The sequence below is a fragment of the Streptomyces sp. NPDC031210 genome, from assembly GCF_055570395.1.
The window spans coordinates 235,908-254,635 of the sequence record NZ_JBVIHH010000006.1 but is presented as its reverse complement, the minus strand read 5'-3'; the positions used below and the strand labels follow the sequence as shown (position 1 = coordinate 254,635).

At 70.7% G+C, this 18,728-nt stretch carries 17 protein-coding genes and 5 tRNA genes; 10 read left to right on the top strand and 12 right to left on the bottom strand.

From position 1 onward, the window contains the following. Positions 1 to 75 precede the first annotated feature (75 nt). A complete protein-coding gene (ndgR, locus tag ACZ45Z_RS14175; protein WP_468361374.1) occupies positions 76 to 792 on the top strand; it encodes an IclR family transcriptional regulator NdgR in 717 nt (238 codons plus the stop codon). Between the two features lie 85 nt (positions 793 to 877). Here ndgR and ACZ45Z_RS14170 read toward each other — a convergent pair whose 3' ends face one another. Next, a complete protein-coding gene (locus ACZ45Z_RS14170) occupies positions 878 to 1,357 on the bottom strand; it encodes a DUF4188 domain-containing protein (RefSeq protein WP_468361371.1) in 480 nt (159 codons plus the stop codon). A gap of 76 nt (positions 1,358 to 1,433) precedes the next feature. On the opposite strand from ACZ45Z_RS14170, the gene ACZ45Z_RS14165 reads away from it, so the two are divergent. After that, the gene (locus ACZ45Z_RS14165; RefSeq protein WP_468361368.1) at positions 1,434 to 2,075 is read left to right on the top strand and encodes a MerR family transcriptional regulator; all 642 of its coding nucleotides are present in this window, start codon (positions 1,434 to 1,436) and stop codon (positions 2,073 to 2,075) included. Positions 2,076 to 2,146: 71 nt separating this feature from the next. On the opposite strand, the gene ACZ45Z_RS14160 is transcribed toward ACZ45Z_RS14165, so the two are convergent. The 10 genes from ACZ45Z_RS14160 to ACZ45Z_RS14115 form a co-directional block, all read right to left on the bottom strand. Next, positions 2,147 to 2,219 (bottom strand) — tRNA-Glu (locus ACZ45Z_RS14160). 42 nt (positions 2,220 to 2,261) lie between these two features. Then, positions 2,262 to 2,333 (bottom strand) — tRNA-Gln (locus ACZ45Z_RS14155). Between the two features lie 16 nt (positions 2,334 to 2,349). Continuing rightward, positions 2,350 to 2,422, bottom strand: a tRNA-Glu gene (locus ACZ45Z_RS14150). A 90-nt stretch (positions 2,423 to 2,512) separates the two neighbouring features. After that, positions 2,513 to 2,585: transfer RNA gene (locus ACZ45Z_RS14145), tRNA-Glu, on the bottom strand. Positions 2,586 to 2,650: 65 nt separating this feature from the next. Beyond that, positions 2,651 to 2,722, bottom strand: a tRNA-Gln gene (locus tag ACZ45Z_RS14140). 88 nt (positions 2,723 to 2,810) lie between these two features. After that, entirely contained in the window at positions 2,811 to 3,536 is a 726-nt protein-coding gene (locus ACZ45Z_RS14135) for an HAD family hydrolase (RefSeq protein WP_468361365.1), read from the bottom strand. Between the two features lie 6 nt (positions 3,537 to 3,542). Then, on the bottom strand, positions 3,543 to 4,127 hold the full coding sequence (locus tag ACZ45Z_RS14130; RefSeq protein WP_468361361.1) for a Uma2 family endonuclease: 585 nt from the start codon (positions 4,125 to 4,127) through the stop codon (positions 3,543 to 3,545). 120 nt (positions 4,128 to 4,247) lie between these two features. After that, the gene (gene gltX / locus ACZ45Z_RS14125; protein WP_468361358.1) at positions 4,248 to 5,738 is read right to left on the bottom strand and encodes a glutamate--tRNA ligase; all 1,491 of its coding nucleotides are present in this window, start codon (positions 5,736 to 5,738) and stop codon (positions 4,248 to 4,250) included. Further along, positions 5,731 to 6,492: a fumarylacetoacetate hydrolase family protein gene (locus ACZ45Z_RS14120; protein ID WP_468361355.1), complete on the bottom strand. Its 762-nt coding sequence runs from the start codon at positions 6,490 to 6,492 to the stop codon at positions 5,731 to 5,733. Before ACZ45Z_RS14120 ends, gltX begins: the two co-directional genes overlap by 8 nt. An 82-nt stretch (positions 6,493 to 6,574) precedes the next feature. Next, a complete protein-coding gene (locus ACZ45Z_RS14115; RefSeq protein ID WP_468361644.1) occupies positions 6,575 to 6,781 on the bottom strand; it encodes a hypothetical protein in 207 nt (68 codons plus the stop codon). A gap of 633 nt (positions 6,782 to 7,414) precedes the next feature. Between ACZ45Z_RS14115 and ACZ45Z_RS14110 the strand changes: the two genes are divergently transcribed. The 8 genes from ACZ45Z_RS14110 to ACZ45Z_RS14075 all read left to right on the top strand — a co-directional run bounded on the left by ACZ45Z_RS14110 (position 7,415) and on the right by ACZ45Z_RS14075 (position 17,758). Beyond that, positions 7,415 to 11,050 (top strand): sensor histidine kinase, encoded by a 3,636-nt coding sequence (locus tag ACZ45Z_RS14110; protein WP_468361352.1) that lies wholly within the window; start codon positions 7,415 to 7,417, stop codon positions 11,048 to 11,050. Between the two features lie 9 nt (positions 11,051 to 11,059). Continuing rightward, on the top strand, positions 11,060 to 11,473 hold the full coding sequence (locus tag ACZ45Z_RS14105) for a roadblock/LC7 domain-containing protein (protein ID WP_468361641.1): 414 nt from the start codon (positions 11,060 to 11,062) through the stop codon (positions 11,471 to 11,473). A 103-nt stretch (positions 11,474 to 11,576) separates the two neighbouring features. Beyond that, positions 11,577 to 11,987, top strand: coding sequence for a DUF742 domain-containing protein (locus ACZ45Z_RS14100; RefSeq protein ID WP_468361349.1), 411 nt, complete (start codon positions 11,577 to 11,579; stop codon positions 11,985 to 11,987). Next, positions 11,968 to 12,558, top strand: a complete 591-nt coding sequence (locus ACZ45Z_RS14095) for a GTP-binding protein (RefSeq protein ID WP_468361346.1) — start codon at positions 11,968 to 11,970, stop codon at positions 12,556 to 12,558. Before ACZ45Z_RS14100 ends, ACZ45Z_RS14095 begins: the two co-directional genes overlap by 20 nt. Positions 12,559 to 12,958: 400 nt before the next feature. Next, on the top strand, positions 12,959 to 16,069 hold the full coding sequence (locus ACZ45Z_RS14090) for a nitrate- and nitrite sensing domain-containing protein (RefSeq protein ID WP_468361343.1): 3,111 nt from the start codon (positions 12,959 to 12,961) through the stop codon (positions 16,067 to 16,069). A 10-nt stretch (positions 16,070 to 16,079) separates the two neighbouring features. Further along, positions 16,080 to 16,493, top strand: a complete 414-nt coding sequence (locus tag ACZ45Z_RS14085; protein WP_136742879.1) for a roadblock/LC7 domain-containing protein — start codon at positions 16,080 to 16,082, stop codon at positions 16,491 to 16,493. A gap of 82 nt (positions 16,494 to 16,575) precedes the next feature. Then, entirely contained in the window at positions 16,576 to 17,199 is a 624-nt protein-coding gene (locus ACZ45Z_RS14080) for a DUF742 domain-containing protein (protein WP_468361340.1), read from the top strand. Further along, a complete protein-coding gene (locus ACZ45Z_RS14075; protein WP_073447656.1) occupies positions 17,180 to 17,758 on the top strand; it encodes a GTP-binding protein in 579 nt (192 codons plus the stop codon). Before ACZ45Z_RS14080 ends, ACZ45Z_RS14075 begins: the two co-directional genes overlap by 20 nt. 109 nt (positions 17,759 to 17,867) lie before the next feature. On the opposite strand, the gene ACZ45Z_RS14070 is transcribed toward ACZ45Z_RS14075, so the two are convergent. Beyond that, the gene (locus tag ACZ45Z_RS14070; protein ID WP_468361336.1) at positions 17,868 to 18,518 is read right to left on the bottom strand and encodes a DUF4360 domain-containing protein; all 651 of its coding nucleotides are present in this window, start codon (positions 18,516 to 18,518) and stop codon (positions 17,868 to 17,870) included. Between the last annotated feature and the right edge of the window lie 210 nt (positions 18,519 to 18,728).

The window sequence follows — 18,728 nt, the reverse complement described above, 5'->3', positions numbered from 1 at the left end:
GCCACACCTAAAGATTGACGACTTCCCTGGAAAATTGAACTTGCGTTTCACAGTGTGAGACGCGAGTATCGTTGCATGGACAACTCTAGCGGCGTCGGCGTTCTCGACAAGGCGGCTCTGGTACTGAGCGCTCTGGAGTCCGGTCCGGCCACCCTCGCCGGGCTGGTCGCGGCGACAGGGCTCGCACGACCCACGGCCCACCGGCTGGCCGTGGCTCTGGAACACCACCGGATGGTGGCGAGGGACATGCAGGGCCGGTTCATCCTGGGCCCGCGGCTCTCCGAGCTCGCGGCGGCGGCCGGCGAGGACCGCCTCCTGGCCACGGCCGGACCGGTGCTCACGCATCTGCGCGATGTGACGGGCGAAAGCGCCCAGCTCTATCGCCGGCAGGGCGACATGCGGATCTGTGTGGCCGCGGCGGAGCGGCTGTCCGGATTGCGGGACACCGTGCCGGTCGGCTCCACGCTCCCCATGAAGGCGGGCTCGGCCGCGCAGATCCTGATGGCCTGGGAGGAGCCGGAGCGGCTGCACCGCGGGCTCCAGGGCGCGCGCTTCACGGCCACCGCCCTGTCCGGCGTACGCCGCCGCGGCTGGGCCCAGTCGGTCGGCGAGCGCGAGCCGGGCGTGGCGTCCGTCTCCGCGCCCGTACGCGGCCCCTCCAACCGCGTGGTGGCCTCCGTCTCGGTCTCCGGACCGATCGAGCGGCTGACCCGCCACCCGGGCCGCATGCACGCCCAGGCGGTCATCGACGCGGCGGCCCGCCTCTCCGAGGGCCTGCGCCGCAGCGGCTGAGCGGGCGGCCCCCCCCCCCGTCCGCCCGCGGCTCCCGCCCGTCCGGTCCTCAGGTCCGGACGGGCGGACGGGGCCGCCTACGGCCTCATACCGCCAGCCGGTCGGCCGCCTGGACGCCCGCGCCGAGCGGAACGACGCCGTGGGCCTCGCCCAGGCCCTGGGCCGGCATGTCGCCGTAGATCGACTCGTACGAGCCGGCCGGCACGACATAGGTCTCGTGCCAGATCCCCACATGCCCCTTACTGGCCCGGGCGTAGCGGTTGACCGCCGCCCAGGCGGGCCGGTGCAGTCGGTCCGGTGCCGCGGCGTACGCCAGCAGCTTCTCCTTGGACTCCCAGTACTGCACGACGTAGTAGGTCCTGGGCGACCCGGCCAGCAGTTGGTGGGCCAGCAGCCCCGCGTCCGGATCGCGGGTCAACTCCCTGAGCATGCGGGGCATCGCGAGGAAGACGGGCAGCCAACGGCGCACCGCCCAGAAGTGGTTGATCCGCATTCCGATGAGGAAGACCACGACGTCACCGGACGCGGCCGCCGTGGTGCGGCCGGGGTGGATCCTGCTGCGCATGACGGCTCCCGGGTCGTTGGATACTTGAACTATCCCGCCCTGGGATAGTGGCACTCTCCTCCAGGAGGCACAAGGGATGCGACTGTCCGAACTCAGCGAGCGCAGCGGCCTGTCCACGGCCACGATCAAGTACTACCTGCGCGAACACCTCCTGCCGCAGGGACGCCGGGTCACCGCCACGCAGGCCGAGTACGACGAGTCCCATCTGCGCCGGCTGCGGCTCGTGCGCGCCCTGACCCAGGTGGGCAAGGTCCCGGTGGCGGCCGTACGCGAGGTGCTGGCGGCCGTCGACGACGAGAGCCTGAGCCGCACCATCCGGCTCGGCGCGGCGCTCTGGGCGCTCCCGCAGCCGCCGGAGGCCGACCCCGAGGCCCCGGCGACCGCCGAGGCGCGGGAGCGGGCCGAGCGCCTGCTGACGGAGCTGGGCTGGCACCACGCGCGGGAGATCGGCGCCCTCTCCCCCGCCTTCCGCACCCTGGTCACGACGATGGCGACGCTGGACCAGCTCGGATACCGCGCGGACGTCGCCGAACTCGCGCCGTACGCGCGGAAGATGGAGGAGGTGGCCGCGCACGACCTGGACACCCTCGAAGCGCTTCCGGAGGAGACCGAACAGGTCGAGACGGCGGTCGCCGCCGCGGTGCTGCACGAGCCGGTACTGCTCAGCCTGCGCCGGCTGGCCCAGGAGGAGCTCGCCACCCGCCGCTACGGCCTGTGAGAGGGGCCCGGAAGCCCGCCGCGCGCACGACAAAGGCCCCTGCCGAAGCAGGAGCCTTTGTCTTTGACTTGTACCCCCGACCGGATTCGAACCGGCGCTACCGCCTTGAGAGGGCGGCGTGCTAGGCCGCTACACAACGGGGGCCTGTTTTCTTGCAGTTGAGCCGTGCCACCAGGACACTCTGCGCTGGGCTACCAGGACTCGAACCTAGACTAACGGAACCAGAAACCGTCGTGCTGCCAATTACACCATAGCCCATGGTGGTTTAGACCAGTACCCCCGACCGGATTCGAACCGGCGCTACCGCCTTGAGAGGGCGGCGTGCTAGGCCGCTACACAACGGGGGCCCTAGCGATCCTTCCACACGACGGGAGCCGCGTGTTTTCTTCAGCGTCACGTCCGGGAGCGACCCGGAGGTGACGGACAGAAAGGATCTGTACCCCCGACCGGATTCGAACCGGCGCTACCGCCTTGAGAGGGCGGCGTGCTAGGCCGCTACACAACGGGGGCCTGGTACTGCGATCAAGAAACCTTCAGAACGTCCGACCGCCGAAACCGCCGGCGAAGATCTCTTGCTGGGCTACCAGGACTCGAACCTAGACTAACGGAACCAGAAACCGTCGTGCTGCCAATTACACCATAGCCCACCAAAACACAACCCCCGGTGGGGGGTTTTGTTTGGTTCGCGTCTCCCGGCCGGACCTCTCGGCCCTCTCGGGCGGCGCAGGAAGAACATTACCTGATGGGGGACGGGGCACCAAAACCGATAAGCCCGCGCAGAAGGCCGGGCAGTTCCGCCAGGCCGGTGATCCTCCGGACGCCGGGCGGCAGGGCCTCGCCGGCGCCCGTCCGGTCCAGCCATACGGCGGTCAGGCCCGCGTCCCGGGCGCCGAGCGCGTCGATGTCGAGCTTGTCGCCGACGTAGACGATCTCGCCGGGCGGCAGCGCCAGCGCGTCGCAGGCGGCGAGGAACGCCTCGGTGGCCGGCTTGGCGTGTCCCAGCGCGTCGGCGCACAGGACCGCCTCGAAGTGGGCGCGGATCCCCAGGGCGGCCAGCTTGCGCTCCTGGTTGGCGGTGGAGGAGTTCGACAGGACGGCCTGGCGGACCAGCGGGGCCAGCGTCCGGAGCGCGGGGCCGGCGTCCGGGAAGAGGGTCCAGGCCGCTTCGTAGTGCGCGATGTAGCGGCCGAACCAGGCGTCCGCGTCGTCGTCGGAGAGCGCGGCGCCCAAAAACGTCCGGGCGCGTCCCCGGCGGTGGTCGAGGAACCCCACCTCACCGGCGAGGAAGTGGGCGAATTCGCTCTCCATGGCCAGCCGCCATCGCTCCAGGGCCGCCTCCGCGCCGCCGTACGAGGCGAGCAGCCCCTCGGCCTCGAAGTGGCGCAGCGCGCCGGTGCGGTCGGAGCCGGTGTAGTCGAAGAGGGTGTCGTCGATGTCCCACAGGACGGCGCGCGGCGGCATGGGACTTCAGCTCACCCAGTCCTTCAGGGGCTCGGTGTCCAGGGTGATGCCGACCGGGTCCGGAAGCTCGGCCTGCTTGCCGAACGTGACCGTGACGGCCTTGTCGTAGCGGTCACCGTCGGGCTCGGAGAAGACGGTGACCTCGCAACTGTCGCGGTCGACCAGCAGATACACCGGGATTCCGGTCTCCGCGTAGGCTCGGGGCTTCTCCTGGCGGTCACGGCGGTCGGTGTCGCGGTCGTACGAGGTGACCTCGACGGCCATCAGGACGGGCTCGGGGTCGGCCCACTCGCCCTGTCCCGCGAAAGAGCCGCGCCGCGCGAGCGTCGCGTCGGGGCGAGCACGCCCCTCGCGGTATGCCTGGATCTTGAGGCCCCTCTCGGCGTAGAGACCGAGCTCGGGCCGGTGCTGCATACACACGTGCTGAAGCCACATGACGATCTCGTCGTGGTCCCCGTCCGGCACTGCCTTGGCCCCCAGCCTTCCGTTGATGAACTCCAGGCGCAGGCCCTCAGTCGTGCGGGTGACGAAGCGAGCCACCTCCTCGAATTCGGTCAGCAGCATGTGCGGCCGGTCAGCGAGCGCGGTCATGATCAACCCTCCTTGTGCCTGTGCGGCCATTGTGACCGCGATTCGAGTTCCTGTCCGGCCTGAATGCACCAAGGGCCCGGAAGCCGTCGCGACTTCCGGGCCCGGGGCACTCCGACGGGATCAGCCGGCGAGCTTCGCCAGGGCCGCGTCGATGCGCTTCAGGGTGCGGTCCTTGCCGAGGATTTCCAGGGACTCGAAGAGCGGCAGGCCGACCGTGCGGCCGGTGACGGCGACGCGGACGGGGGCCTGGGCCTTGCCGAGCTTGAGGCCGTGCTCCTCGCCGGCGGCCAGGACGGCCTCCTTGAGGGACTCCGGGCTCGACCAGTCGGCGTCGGCGAGCTTGGCGCGGGCCGTGGTCAGCAGGGCCGCCGGGTCGCCCTTCATCGCCTTCGCCCAGGACGCCTCGTCCTCGACGGGCTCGTCGCGGAAGAGGAAGTCGACGTTGGCGGTGATGTCCGACAGGACGGTGAGGCGGGTCTGCGCGTGCGGGGCGATGGCCTGCCACGCGGCCTCGTCGAACTGCTCGGGGGCCCAGTTGGCGAACGGGGCCTTGAGCCAGGGCTCGCAGGCGGCGATGAAGGACTTCGAGTCCAGCCGCCGGATGTGGTCGGCGTTGATCGCCTCGGCCTTCTTGAGGTCGAAGCGGGCCGGGTTGGCGTTGACGTCCGCGATCTCGAACTTCTCGATCAGGTCGGACATCGAGAAGATGTCCTGGTCGGCGGAGAAGGACCAGCCGAGCAGCGCGAGGTAGTTGAGCAGGCCCTCGGGCAGGAAGCCGCGCCTGCGGTAGAGGTTGAGGGACGCCTGCGGGTCGCGCTTGGAGAGCTTCTTGTTGCCCTCGCCCATGACGTACGGAAGGTGGCCGAAGGCCGGGACGGTGCCGTTGCCGACGCCGATCTCGGCGAGCGCCCGGTAGAGGGCGACCTGGCGCGGGGTGGAGGAGAGCAGGTCCTCGCCGCGCAGGACGTGGGTGATCTCCATCAGGGCGTCGTCGACGGGGTTGACGAGCGTGTAGAGGGGCGCGCCGTTGGCCCGGACGATGCCGAAGTCCGGGACGTTCTCCGGGGTGAAGGTCAGCTCGCCGCGCACCAGGTCGGTGAAGGTGATCGGCTCGTCGGGCATGCGGAAGCGGACGATGGCGGGGCGGCCCTCGGCCTTGTACGCCTCGGCCTGCTCGGGGGTCAGCACCCGGCACTGGCCGTCGTAGCCGGAGGGCTTGCCGGCCTTGCGGGCGGCGTCGCGGCGGGCGTCGAGCTCCTCGGTGGTGCAGTAGCAGTGGTACGCGTGGCCGGCGGCGAGGAGCTTTTCGGCGACGTCCTTGTAGAGGTCCATCCGCTGCGACTGGCGGTAGGGGGCGTGCGGGCCGCCGACCTCGGGGCCCTCGTCCCAGTCGAAGCCCAGCCAGCGCATGGAGTCCAGAAGCTGCTGGTAGGACTCCTCGGAGTCGCGGGCCGCGTCGGTGTCTTCGATGCGGAAGACCAGGGTGCCCTGGTGGTGCCGGGCGAAAGCCCAGTTGAACAGGGCGGTGCGGACCAGGCCCACGTGGGGATTGCCGGTCGGGGAGGGACAGAAACGTACGCGGACGGGGGTGCCGGGGGTCGCGTTAGCCACGCTTGATCACCTTGTTGGTGAGAGTGCCGATGCCTTCGATGGTGACGGCGACCTCGTCGCCGACGTTGAGCGGGCCTACTCCGGCCGGGGTGCCCGTGAGGACGACGTCGCCGGGGAGGAGCGTCATCGCCTCGGTGATGTGGACGATGAGGTCCTCGATCGGGCGGACCATCTCGCTGGTGCGGCCGAGCTGGCGCTGTTCGCCGTTGACCGTGCACTGGATGGTCAGGTCGCCCGGGTCCAGCTCGGTCTCGATCCAGGGGCCGAGCGGGCAGGAGCTGTCGAAGCCCTTGGCCCGCGCCCACTGCTGCTCGCGCCGCTGGACATCGCGCGCGGTGACGTCGTTGGCGCAGGTGTAGCCGAGGATGACGTCCTTGACGCGCTCGCGGGGCACCTCACGGCACATCCGGCCGATGACGACGGCGAGTTCCGCTTCGTGGTGCACCTCCTGGGAGAAGGAGGGGTACGCGATGGGGTCGCCGGGGCCGACCACGGAGGTGGAGGGCTTGAAGAAGGTGACCGGCGCGTCGGGGACGTCGTTGCCCAGCTCGGCGGCGTGTGCGGCGTAGTTCCGTCCGATCGCCACGACCTTGTTGGGCAGCACCGGCGGCAGCAGGCGGACCTTGTCGAGGGGGACCTTCTGGCCCGAGCGCTCGAATTCCGCGAAGGGATGACCCTTGATGACGTCGAGTTCGTCGCCTTCGACGACGCCGAAGCCGACGTTGCCGTCGATGGAGAATCTGGCGATGCGCACGGGTTGCCGCTGCCCCTCATTGATCATTGGCCGGAGTTGACACTCCAGGCTATCGCGGGGGCGCGGCCCGGACCTTACGGCTTTACGCGGGGACGTCCTCTTCGGCGGCTTCGCGCTCGGGGGCGTCCATCAGGATCGTGCGCCGGGGGTTGGCGGTCTGGGCGGGCAGGTCGAGGGTGTGCTCGGGTGCCTCGGGCGCCGTGGTGCCGAGCTCGTCGGCGTCCTTGAGGTGGGCCAGGGTGGTGCGCCGCGGGTTGGCTATGTTGCGGAACATCATCGTGGTCTTCAACTGCTTCACGCCTCGCGTCTGTCTTCGGGAAGAGGACGGGCCGGGGACTTCTCCGCCGGCCGCCTTGTCATTGTGGGCAACTGTGTAAAGCGACAGGCTATGCGCGCCATTCCCCGTGATGTTGTGGGTAACTCAATGATCTTCCTGTGAGTTTCCTCACGAACCGGGCGACAAATGCCGCAATACGCTTGATCAACATCCGGGGGCGAAAGCGACATTGCCGGACCGAACCGCACGTTCCGCTCCCGATCACCGCACCTGGGACAGCACCACTGGGCAGTCGACTCGCGGGCAAAAGTCCGTTATTTGTAGCGCTTTCCTCTACGTGTCGTCACGCGCTCCCTACATTGCGTCACCCATGTCACAGCCGATGGCTCCGCTCTTGTTGGAGATCCGGCACTGTGCTGGAATTCCACGGACCGCCGCACGTTTCAGCCGGCGCGCAGGGCGCAAAGTAGCGCCGCGCGGTGGTGCCGCTCTCTCGGCCAGAGAGGGCAGCCCGCCGGTCACTCACGACCGCCATGGGGGATTCAAGCGGTCCCCCAAGACTCGACACCGTCCCGCCGTTGACGCGGAGGGACGCCTGGTCCAGAGGTTGCGACGCTAGTGCAGGGACGTTTCAAGAGGGATGGCATGGGGTCGCCCCAGGCCCGCCAGGGCCGCGGGGAAGCTGCGGCGGACCCGGAGCTGCGCGGCGGAACCGACCGCGCCTCCTCGCCCCAGCGTGCCCAGGGCAACGGCCCGGCGGGCGGCAGTGCCGTGCCGTCCGACCGCGGTGGCCAGGCGCCGGGCGGTGACGCCACGCCGGAGGGCAAGGCCAAGGCATCGAAGGGTCCGTCCGGGCCCGGCTCGCGCATGGCGCTGCGCAACTGGCGCATCAGCACCCGTCTGGTCTCCCTGCTCGCGCTCCCCGTCGTCGCGGCCACCACGCTGGGCGGGCTGCGTATCACCAACTCGCTGGACAACATCGACCAGCTCGACAAGATGCAGCTCCTCACCGAGATGACGCGGCAGGCGACCGAGCTCGCCGACGCGCTCCAGGTGGAGCGGGACAAGTCCGCCGGTCCCATCTCCGGCAGCGGCAACACCAAGGACGACGCGAACGTCGTCGCGCCCCGCGAGGCGACGGACCGCGCCCGGCTCTCGTTCAACCAGGCCACCGGCGACATCCAGGGCGAAGACGCCACGATGACCGGTGTGCGGGCGACCATCCTGGAGATCGGACGCCAGCTCAACGCGCTCAACGAGATCCGCGCCAACGCCTACAAGGACGACGGCAACGCCGCGCGGACGGTCACCAGCTACAACCAGCTCATCGACTCCCTGCTGTCGCTCTCCCAGGACATGGCGCAGGCGACCAGCAACCCGGAGATGATCCGCAGCACCCGTGCGCTGGCCGCGTTCTCCTCCGCCAAGGAGTACGCCTCCATCCAGCGCGCCCTGGTCAGCGCCGGCCTCGCCCACAAGGGCGGCCCCGAGCTGTCCGCCAACGACCGGCTCGCCGGCCGTACCGCCGAGGACAACGAGAAGGCCGCCCGGGACCGCTTCTCGCAGATCTACAGCGACCACACCGGCTCGCTGACCCGCGGTCTGGACGGCAACAACGACGAGATCAAGGCCGCGGTCGCCTTCGCGCACCGCGCCTTCGCCAGCGGCAGCGGCATCCGCAGCCAGGAGTACCAGTACCTCGACTGGTACGACGCCGACACCGTCAAGATCGACGAGATGTCGCGTATCGAGACGACGCTGCTGTCGGAGATGGAGCAGAAGTCCCGCGAGCTGCGCAACGACGCCACGCAGGACGCGATCATCAACGGTGCGCTGATCCTGCTCGTCCTCGGTGTCTCGCTCGTCGGCGCGTTCGTCGTGGCGCGCTCCATGGTCCGCTCGCTGCGCCGCCTCCAGGACACCGCCCAGAAGGTCGCCCAGGACCGGCTGCCCGAGCTGGTCAAGCAGCTCTCGGAGGCCGACCCGCAGGACGTGGACACCTCCGTGGAGTCCGTCGGTGTGCACAGCCGCGACGAGATCGGCAAGGTGGCCGCGGCCTTCGACGACGTCCACCGCGAGGCCGTCCGGCTGGCGTCCGAGCAGGCGCTGCTGCGAGGCAACGTCAACGCGATGTTCACCAACCTCTCGCGCCGCAGCCAGGGCCTCATCCAGCGCCAGTTGTCGCTGATCTCCGAACTGGAGTCCCGCGAGGCCGACCCGGACCAGCTCTCCTCCCTGTTCAAGCTCGACCACCTCGCCACGCGTATGCGCCGTAACGGCGAGAACCTCCTCGTCCTCGCCGGTGAGGAGCCCGGGCGCCGCTGGACGCGGCCGGTCCCGCTCGTCGACGTGCTGCGCGCCGCGGCCTCCGAGGTGGAGCAGTACGAGCGCATCGAGCTCAACGCCGTGCCGCAGACCGAGGTCGCCGGCCGGGTCGTCAACGACCTCGTGCACCTCCTCGCCGAGCTGCTGGAGAACGCCACGTCGTTCTCCTCCCCGCAGACCAAGGTCAAGGTCACCGGTCACGCGCTGCCCGACGGGCGGGTGCTGGTCGAGATCCACGACACCGGTATCGGCCTGTCGCCGGAGGACCTCTCCGCCATCAACGAGCGGCTCGCCAGCCCGCCGACCGTGGACGTCTCCGTCTCGCGGCGGATGGGTCTGTTCGTGGTCGGCCGGCTGTCGCTGCGCCACGGCATCCGTATCCAGCTCCGGCCCTCCGACTCCGGCGGCACCACCGCGCTGGTCATGCTGCCGGTCGACGTCGCCCAGGGCGGCAAGAAGCCGGCGCCCGGCAACGCCAAGAGCGGTGCCGGTGACGTGGGCGGTTCGGCCTCCAGCCGGCTCGCCGGTCTCCAGCCGCGCGGCCAGGTCGGCTCCGGTCCCGCGGCCGGCGGACGCCCGGCGCTGCCCGGTCGCGGCGGCGCCCCGGGCGCGTTCGGCGCCCCGGCCGGCCGGCAGCAGGGCCCCGGCTCGCCCGGCGACGCCCGCCCGGCGGCCGGACGCCCGGGTGCCGCACGTGCCTCGCTGCCCGCCCGTGCCGCCGAGAACGACCGGACCCCCACCGTGGCGCCGCCCACCGGCGCGCCGCGCCGTGAGGAGCGTCCCCAGCTCCCGCCGCGCAACGCGGCGGCTGAGCTGACGGGCGGCTCCGCCCCGGCCGGCCGGCCCCCGGTGGACAGCCAGAGCGATCGGACCGACCAGCAGCCCGGTACGACGAGTTGGGGCGCGCGCCGCGAGCGCGGCTCCTCCGACGACTGGCCGCTGGCGCCCCGCGAGGCGCAGGACCGGCCGCGCGGCCACGAGGAGCCGGAGTCCACCGGCACCTTCGAGCGGCCCCTGCCCGGCGGTGGCGCCGGTGACACGACGGCGTTCGCCCGTCCCGAAGCGGGCGGTACGCCGCCCGCCGGCGACGGCGCGCAGGGCTCCGGTCGCGGTGACCGCGGCGGGTACGCCCGGCCGGTCAGCGACCCGGGCCGCTACGACACCGGCCAGTACGAGACCGGCCAGTTCCAGCGCCCCGGTGGCGAGGCCGACCCGTACGAGACCGGCCAGTACGAGGCGGGTCAGTTCCAGCGCCCCGGCGGCGGGAGCGACCCCTACGAGACCGGCCAGCTCGACACCGGACGGCTCCAGGGCCAGGACGGCCGCGCCGGGTACGGCGGCGACGCGCAGGGCACCGGGCAGTTCCCGGTCCGCCCGCCGCGCGAGAGCGAGGCGTCCGCCGATGTGCTCGGCGGCGCGGACGCCGGTCCCGGGGACGGCCGTACGCCGATCTTCGACACCATCGAGTCCAACTGGTTCAACACCCCGGCGGCCGCCGCGGCCGGCGTGCCGCAGCAGGGCCAGGAGACCGACACGCCGGCGCCGCGCCGCGGGTCGGCTCCGGAGGGTGCCCCGCGCGGCGAGGCCCCGGCGAACGCGCCGGCGGCCGGCTCGCGGGGCGGCGCCCCGGCGCCGGGTTCCGCCGAGGGCGCCGCGCAGTGGCGCCCCTCGCCCAACGACGAGCGCTGGCGGCAGGCGGAGCAGATCCGCCAGCCGGCCGCGGGCGGAATCACCACCTCCGGACTGCCCCGCCGCGTCCCGCGCGCGAATCTCGTCGCGGGCACCGCGCAGCAGCAGTCCACCCAGACCGGTCCGCAGGTCTCGCGCGCTCCCAGTGACGTGCGCGGGCGGCTGACCAATCTTCGTCGGGGTATCCAGCAGGGCCGACAGGCCGGCGGGGCTTCCTCCACCGGCAACCACGGCGTTGTCGACCCCACTCACCAGCAGGAGCGTTAGTTGAGTCCGATGAGCCAGGCGGCGCAGAATCTGAACTGGTTGATCACCAACTTCGTGGAGAACACCCCCGGGGTGTCCCACACGGTGGTGGTCTCCGCGGACGGGCTGCTCCTCGCGATGTCCGAGGGCTTCCCGCGCGACCGTGCCGACCAGTTGGCGGCGGTGGCCTCCGGCCTGACCTCGCTGACCTCCGGTGCGTCCCGCATCTTCGAAGGCGGTAGCGTCAACCAGACCGTGGTCGAGATGGAACGCGGTTTTCTCTTCCTCATGTCCGTCTCCGACGGATCGTCGCTGGCCGTTCTCGCGCACCCCGAGTGCGACATCGGCCTCGTCGGTTACGAGATGGCGCTGCTGGTCGACCGCGCGGGCACCGTCCTGACGCCCGACCTGCGCGCCGAACTGCAGGGCAGCCTGCTGCACTGAGGCGCCCGCAGCGCCTCGCCGCACCATCCCGCCCACCGACCACCGCGCCGCACCCCCCACCGGCCCAACCCGACGACAGTCAGTTGTCCCGCCCGGAGGACCCATGACCCCGCCACCTGCCACTTCCGGCCCGTACGGCGCCTACAGCCAGGCGTCGTACGGGAGCGAAGGTGACCAGCCGCTGGTGCGCCCGTACGCCATGACCGGAGGCCGGACCCGGCCGCGCTACCAGCTCGCCATCGAGGCGCTGGTCAGCACGACCGCCGACCCCTCCCAGTTGCCCGGACTGCTGCCCGAGCACCAGCGCATCTGCCACCTGTGCCGGGAGGTCAAGTCGGTGGCCGAGGTCTCGGCGCTGCTGCACATCCCGCTGGGTGTGGCGCGGATCCTGGTCGCCGACCTGGCGGAGGCCGGGATGGTGGCGATCCACCAGCCGGGCGGCAGCGGCGAGGCCGGCGGCACGCCGGACGTGACCTTGCTGGAGAGGGTGCTCAGTGGCCTTCGCAACCTCTGATCCGGGCTCCGAGGGGAGCGCCCGGTCGACGACCTCCGCCAAGATCGTGGTGGCGGGGGGCTTCGGCGTGGGCAAGACCACGTTCGTCGGGGCCGTCTCGGAGATCAACCCGCTGCGCACGGAGGCCGTGATGACCTCCGCCTCGGCCGGGATCGACGACCTCAGCCACGTGCAGGACAAGACCACGACGACCGTGGCGATGGACTTCGGCCGCATCACCCTGGACCAGGACCTGATCCTGTACCTCTTCGGTACGCCGGGTCAGGACCGGTTCTGGTTCATGTGGGACGACCTCGTACGCGGCGCCATCGGCGCGGTCGTACTCGTCGACACCCGGCGGTTGGCCGACTGCTTCCCCGCGGTCGACTACTTCGAGAACAGCGGCCTGCCGTTCGTCATCGCCCTCAACGGCTTCGAGGGACACCAGCCGTACACGCCCGACGAGGTGCGCGAGGCGCTCCAGATCGGGCCGGACGCGCCCATCATCACCACCGACGCGCGCCACCGCGGCGAGGCCAAGAGCGCGCTGATCACGCTCGTCGAGCACGCCCTGATGGCCCGCCTGAAGTAGCCCGGGGCGACGGCCCGCGCGCCCGGACGCGGGCCGGGCCGCCGGCTCGCCCGGCGGCCGGTTCCCCGGACCCGCCGGCGGGTTCCCTTTCGCGGGCAATTGGATCTGTGTCCTTCGACACGCCCACGCCGGGCCTTCATAACGTTTCGACAGTGAATCGGCCCGGCTTCGACACCCCTCGCGTACGAGTGGCTTCGCTGTGCTCACAACCTCCCGGCCTTTTGACGCCGCTCGCCCTTAACGCCCCTTTTATCTCCGCCTCTTCGGCGCCCGCTCCAGCTTTGCCCAGTGTTTGGAAGGCACCGCCCTGACGTGCTGAAATTCGCTGAACTCCGGAGTAGTAACGCCCAGAAGAAACGGCACAGCAGGTCAGTGCCGGCGCCGAGAGGTTGTTGGTCGAGTGAGGCGAAGCACGTCGAGCCCAGAGCCGCAGGAATCGCGGCGGGGCAACTTCACCCCGCCGCCGCGAGGTGGCGCACCGGCTTCCGACGCGCCCGAGAACCCGGTCGCCAAGCCTCCGGTGAGCGGCAGTAAATACGCCCCGCGCAACTGGCGGGTCGCCACCCGCCTGAACGCGATCCTGTTGATCCCCGTACTGCTCGCCCTCGTTTTCGGCGGCCTGCGGGTGAACAGCTCGTTCGCCACCTGGCAGGAAGCGCAGGACGCGGAGAAGACCGCGAAGCTGGTCCGTGCCGCCCTCACCTACGGCAACGCCCTCATCGACGAGCGGGACCGCACCGCGGCGCCGCTGCTGAAGGGCAAGAAGGACGACCCGGTCGTCGAGGAGACGCGCACCGCGACCGACGAGGCCGCGGACGCCTTCCGCGACGCGGTCACCTCGATGCCGCGGACGGAGGGCCTCAAGCGCCGTCTGGCGGCGTTCGAGAAGGCCGAGCCCAAGCTGAAGCCGCTGCGCGAGGCCGCCTACACGGCGAAGCTGCGCGGCGCGCGGACCGAAGAGGGCTACGTCGCGATCCAGCACCCGCTGATGGAGTTCGCCAACGAACTCGGTCTGGGCACCGGCAACATCACCTCCTACGGCCGTACCGTCTACGCCGTCTCGCTGGCCAAGGCCGCCGAGTCGCTGCAGCGCTCCATCGGCACCCACCTCCTGATCGACCCCGCGTCGCCGCAGGGCGGCCGGGAACACAAGCTCCAGCTCACCGCGTTCGCCTCCTACCGCTACCTGGAGGGCATCGCGATCGGCGAGTACACCTCCGGTGGCACGCCCGAGGACGTCGAGCGGCTCAACAAGGACGCCGCCGCGCTCAAGGAGGCGGCGAAGCAGAAGATCGACCGGGCCAGGGCCCAGGCGCAGGCCGCGGGCCAGCGCTTCCGCCCCCCGCCGTCCATCGACGACATCGCCGCCGGAATCGCCACCGGCGCCGCACCCGAGGCGCTGAGCCTGCGGGGCATCACCTCCGAGACGTGGTTCGCGGCTTCGACGGCCAAGTTCGACATGTACCGCGCCATCGAGAGTGACCTGGCGGACAAGGCGGTCAGCGAGGCCGCGCAGATCTCCGCCGACGCCAAGCGCTCGACCTTCTCCGACTCCGCCATCGCGGTGGCGGCGCTGATCATCGCGTTCGTCGTGGCCGGTCTGATGGCCCGCCGGATGAGCCGCAACATGCGCCAGCTCCGGACCGCCGCCTTCTCGATCGCCGAGCAGCGGCTGCCGATGCTGGTCGACCAGCTCTCGCGGACCGACCCGGGTCGGGTCGACACCCGTGTGGAGCCGATCCCGATCTCCACCACCGACGAGATCGGCGAGGTCGCCCGGGCCTTCGACCAGGTCCACCGCGAGGCCGTCCGGCTCGCCGCCGAGCAGGCGCTGCTGCGGGGCAACGTCAACGCGATCTTCACCAACCTCTCGCGCCGTAACCAGGGCCTGATCGAGCGGCAGCTCACGCTGATCACGGAGCTGGAGAACAACGAGGCGGACCCGGACCAACTGGAGAACCTCTTCCGGATGGACCACCTCGCCACGCGTATGCGGCGCAACGGCGAGAACCTCCTGATCCTCGCGGGCGAGGAGCCCGGCCGCCGCTGGAACCAGCCGGTGCCGCTGATCGACGTCCTGCGGGCGGCGACCTCCGAGGTGGAGTCCTACGAGCGAATAGAGCTCTCCGGGGTGCCCGAGAGCGAGATCCACGGCACCGCCGTGACCGACCTCGTGCACCTGCTGTCCGAGCTGCTGGAGAACGCCACCACGTTCTCCTCGCCCCAGACCAAGGTGCGGGTCGCCGCGACCCGGCTGCCCGACGGCCGCGTGATGGTCGAGATCCACGACAAGGGCATCGGGCTCACCCCCGAGGACTTCGCGGACATCAACCACAAGCTGGCCAACCCGCCGAGCGTGGACGCCGCGATCTCCCAGCGCATGGGCCTGTTCGTGGTCGGCCGGCTGGCCGACCGGCACGGGATCCGCGTACAGCTCCGCCCCTCCGGCGAGCAGGCCGGCACCACCTCGCTGGTCATGCTGCCCGAGGCGATCACCCACGGTGGTGGCGGCGAGGACCAGTACGACGACAACTTCACCGTCTCGCGGATCGTGCCGGAGCATCAGCACACGACGTACCAGAGCGAGCACCGCACCGCCGCCGAGCTGGGCTTCGACGACCACAGCTACGGCCACGCGGTCGACTCGCCCGAGCTGGACCCGGTGGGCCGCTCGCTGCTCCGCGAGGAGCGCCGCGCGGCGCTGGAGGCGCAGGCAGTCGGCGAGCAGCAGGACGACCGCCCGCTCTTCCGGGACGAGGTGCCGTCCGGTGGCTACCAGGACTACCCCGACCAGGCATATGCGGAAGCCGATCAACCGCTCTACGACGACCGGTCCTACGGCGGCCAGGCGTTCGGCGACCCGGGCTTCTCCGAGACCACGGGCCAGCAGCCGTACGTCTCCCAGGATTCCGCGCAGCAGGACGACTGGTCCGAACGACCCGCGTACAACGGCTACTTCGGGACCGAAGCGGAATCTGACCGGAATGCAACTGCCGCTCCCGCTGACGCGTCCGAGCGCGTAACATTCGAGCGTCCGGGCCCCTCCCCGAGCGACGCCCACTCCCTGACCAACGCCGGCCTTCCGCGCCGCGGAGGCCGCGAGGCACACCCGCCGCAGGCTCAGCAGGAGTGGCAGCAGCACGAGGAGCCGGTGGCGCCCCCGCAGCAGCGGAACGCTCCGGAGAACGGCCGGGACGGCTCCGAATGGCGCACGTCCAACGACGAGCGCTGGGAGCGGGCGGAGCAGCTTCGTGAGCCGAAGGCGGGCGGAATCACCTCTTCCGGCCTCCCCCGGCGGGTGCCCAAGGCCAATTTGGTCGAGGGCACGGCGGAGCAGACCCCGCAGGGCGGCCCCCAGGTCTCCCGCGCCCCCGAGGACATCCGCGGCAGGCTGAGCAATCTGCGCCGCGGCGTCCAGCAGGGGCGCACCGCCGGCACGGACCGCTCGGAGGTCCCCCAGAATGACCAACAGGGCTTCGGCCCCGGCAGCACCTACGATCAGGAGCGTTAGTGTGAGCCCGATGAGCCAGGCGGCGCAGAATCTGAACTGGTTGATCACCAACTTCGTGGACAACACCCCTGGGGTGTCCCACACGGTCGTGGTCTCCGCGGACGGTCTCCTCCTCGCCATGTCCGAGGGATTCCCTCGCGACAGAGCCGATCAGTTGGCGGCGGTGGCCTCCGGGCTGACCTCGCTGACCGCCGGCGCGTCCCGCATCTTCGAAGGCGGTAGCGTCAACCAGACCGTGGTCGAGATGGAGCGTGGCTTCCTCTTCATCATGTCCGTCTCCGACGGATCGTCGCTGGCCGTTCTCGCGCACCCCGAGTGCGACATCGGCCTCGTCGGTTACGAGATGGCCCTGCTGGTCGACCGCGCGGGCACCGTCCTGACGCCCGACCTGCGTGCCGAACTGCAGGGCAGCCTTCTCAACTAACAGACAGGCAGTGCGTTTCCCGCCACCGGGCCATAGTGTTCGGTGGCGACCGGCGTCAGACAGGCAAGTTGGAGGAGGAGACGTGGCAACGCCCCCGAGCGGATACCCGTACGGTTCCGGACAGCAGTCCGAGCCTCAGGGCGAGACCCATAACAACCGCTTCAACTTCCCGTCCGCGCCGAGCCGCCGGCCGCAGCAGCCCCAGCCGCAGCGGCCCCAGCGTCCGCAGCAGCACCAGCAGCCCCGGCCGTACGACTCCCAGCCGTACGAGCCGTCGGTGTACGACCAGCCGCAGGCGCCCCGCATCCAGCCGGTGCAGCCACAGCGGCGCGCGCCCGAGCCGGCCGCCCCCACCGGGGGCGTGCACAACCCGCTCGTGCGTCCGTACGCCATGACCGGAGGCCGGACCAGGCCGCGCTACCAGCTCGCCATCGAGGCGCTGGTCAGCACGACCGCCGACCCCTCCAAAATGCAGGGGCAGCTACCGGAGCACCAGCGCATCTGCCACCTCTGCCGCGAGATCAAATCAGTTGCCGAGATCTCCGCGCTCCTTTCCATCCCCCTCGGCGTCGCCCGGATCCTCGTCGCCGACCTGGCGGAAGCCGGACTCGTCGCCATCCATCAGCCCGGCGGGGACGAGACCGCCGGCGGACAGCCAGATGTGACACTGCTCGAAAGGGTGCTCAGTGGACTTCGCAAGCTCTAGCGGTGCAGCCCGCTCCACCACCTCCGCGAAAATCGTGGTGGCGGGCGGCTTCGGCGTGGGCAAGACCACGTTCGTCGGGGCCGTCTCAGAGATCAACCCGCTGCGCACCGAAGCCGTGATGACGTCCGCGTCAGCGGGCATCGACGATCTCACGCACGCGCCGGACAAGACGACCACCACCGTGGCGATGGACTTCGGCCGCATCACCCTGGACCAGGACCTGATCCTGTACCTCTTCGGTACGCCGGGTCAGGACCGGTTCTGGTTCATGTGGGACGACCTCGTACGCGGCGCCATCGGCGCGGTCGTACTCGTCGACACCCGGCGGTTGGCCGACTGCTTCCCCGCGGTCGACTACTTCGAGAACAGCGGCCTGCCCTTCGTCATCGCCCTCAACGGCTTCGACGGGCACCAGCCGTACACGCCCGACGAGGTGCGCGAGGCGCTCCAGATCGGGCCGGACGCGCCCATCATCACCACCGACGCGCGCCACCGCAGCGAGGCCAAGAGCGCGCTGATCACGCTCGTCGAGCACGCCCTGATGGCCCGCCTGCGCTGAACCCGCGTCCGGGCCCCCGTGCCCGCACGCGCCGCCCCCCGAAAGGCCCCCGCACACCTGTCAGGTGCGGGGGCCTTCGGGTTGGGGCGGGCTTTGGTCGGGGCCCCGCCTACTTAGCCGGGCACTGCTTCCACGCGAAGTGGTACAGGGTGTTGATGTTGCCGTCGGTGGAGTCCATCGCCATGTAGCTGGTGCTCTGGGGGTCCGCCGACTTCGCGTCCACGCGGAGTTCGGTGTTGATGTTGAAGTAGCGCTCCTCGCCGCACGGCGCGTACACCAGCGACGAGATGTCGGTTTCGTCGGATGCCTGCCAGTTGGCATCGGAAGGACCCGCGAAGGTGTGGCTCCTGCGGGCCGTCTCCTGCTGTCCCTGGAAGTAGTAGCTCGCCTGCTCCAGGCCCTTGGCGCCGGGGGCCAGTTGCGCGTAGCCGCGGTAGTCGGCGCGGGCGACCGCGTACGTGAAGCCGTGCGGGACATGGACGTTCAGGGCGATCTGGCAGTTCTTGCGGGAGTCGGTCGGCTTGCTCCCCTTGCCCGCCTGGGCGAGGTATTCGCTGTAGGTGACGGTGAACGCGGTGTTGTCGGGCGCGACCGCCACCGCGGCGCTGCCGGGTCTGCATCCCGAACCGTTGACGGTCGCGACGGTGATGGTGATCTTGCCGGACGGCGGTTCGGCGCCGATCCGCGCGGGGGTGGGGGATGCCGATCCGGCGAGGAGTAACGATGCCACGGCGGCACCGGCGCTCAGGGTACTGAGCATGGGCTCTTCCTTCCGGTCGTCCTAGGGCCCGTGGCTCGGGACCTCAGGAGGGAACGAGCGCATGCCAGCACGGGAATCCTCGATTGAACAGCAGTTCGCCCAAGGGTTGGGGTGAACCTACGCCTTGATTCGGCCGCCGGGCCGGCCCGGGCGGCGAACGCGGCGGCCCCGCCCCCCGTTGGACAGGGGGCGGGGCCGTCGTGAGGTGCG

Coding starts and splice junctions, on each gene's coding strand:
- ndgR (WP_468361374.1), top strand. CDS start 76: ATGGACAACTCTAGCGGCGTCGGCGTTCTCGACAAGGCGGCTCTGGTA.
- ACZ45Z_RS14170 (WP_468361371.1), bottom strand. CDS start 1,357: ATGCGCAGCAGGATCCACCCCGGCCGCACCACGGCGGCCGCGTCCGGT.
- ACZ45Z_RS14165 (WP_468361368.1), top strand. CDS start 1,434: ATGCGACTGTCCGAACTCAGCGAGCGCAGCGGCCTGTCCACGGCCACG.
- ACZ45Z_RS14135 (WP_468361365.1), bottom strand. CDS start 3,536: ATGCCGCCGCGCGCCGTCCTGTGGGACATCGACGACACCCTCTTCGAC.
- ACZ45Z_RS14130 (WP_468361361.1), bottom strand. CDS start 4,127: ATGACCGCGCTCGCTGACCGGCCGCACATGCTGCTGACCGAATTCGAG.
- ACZ45Z_RS14110 (WP_468361352.1), top strand. CDS start 7,415: ATGGGGTCGCCCCAGGCCCGCCAGGGCCGCGGGGAAGCTGCGGCGGAC.
- ACZ45Z_RS14105 (WP_468361641.1), top strand. CDS start 11,060: ATGAGCCAGGCGGCGCAGAATCTGAACTGGTTGATCACCAACTTCGTG.
- ACZ45Z_RS14100 (WP_468361349.1), top strand. CDS start 11,577: ATGACCCCGCCACCTGCCACTTCCGGCCCGTACGGCGCCTACAGCCAG.
- ACZ45Z_RS14085 (WP_136742879.1), top strand. CDS start 16,080: ATGAGCCAGGCGGCGCAGAATCTGAACTGGTTGATCACCAACTTCGTG.
- ACZ45Z_RS14070 (WP_468361336.1), bottom strand. CDS start 18,518: ATGCTCAGTACCCTGAGCGCCGGTGCCGCCGTGGCATCGTTACTCCTC.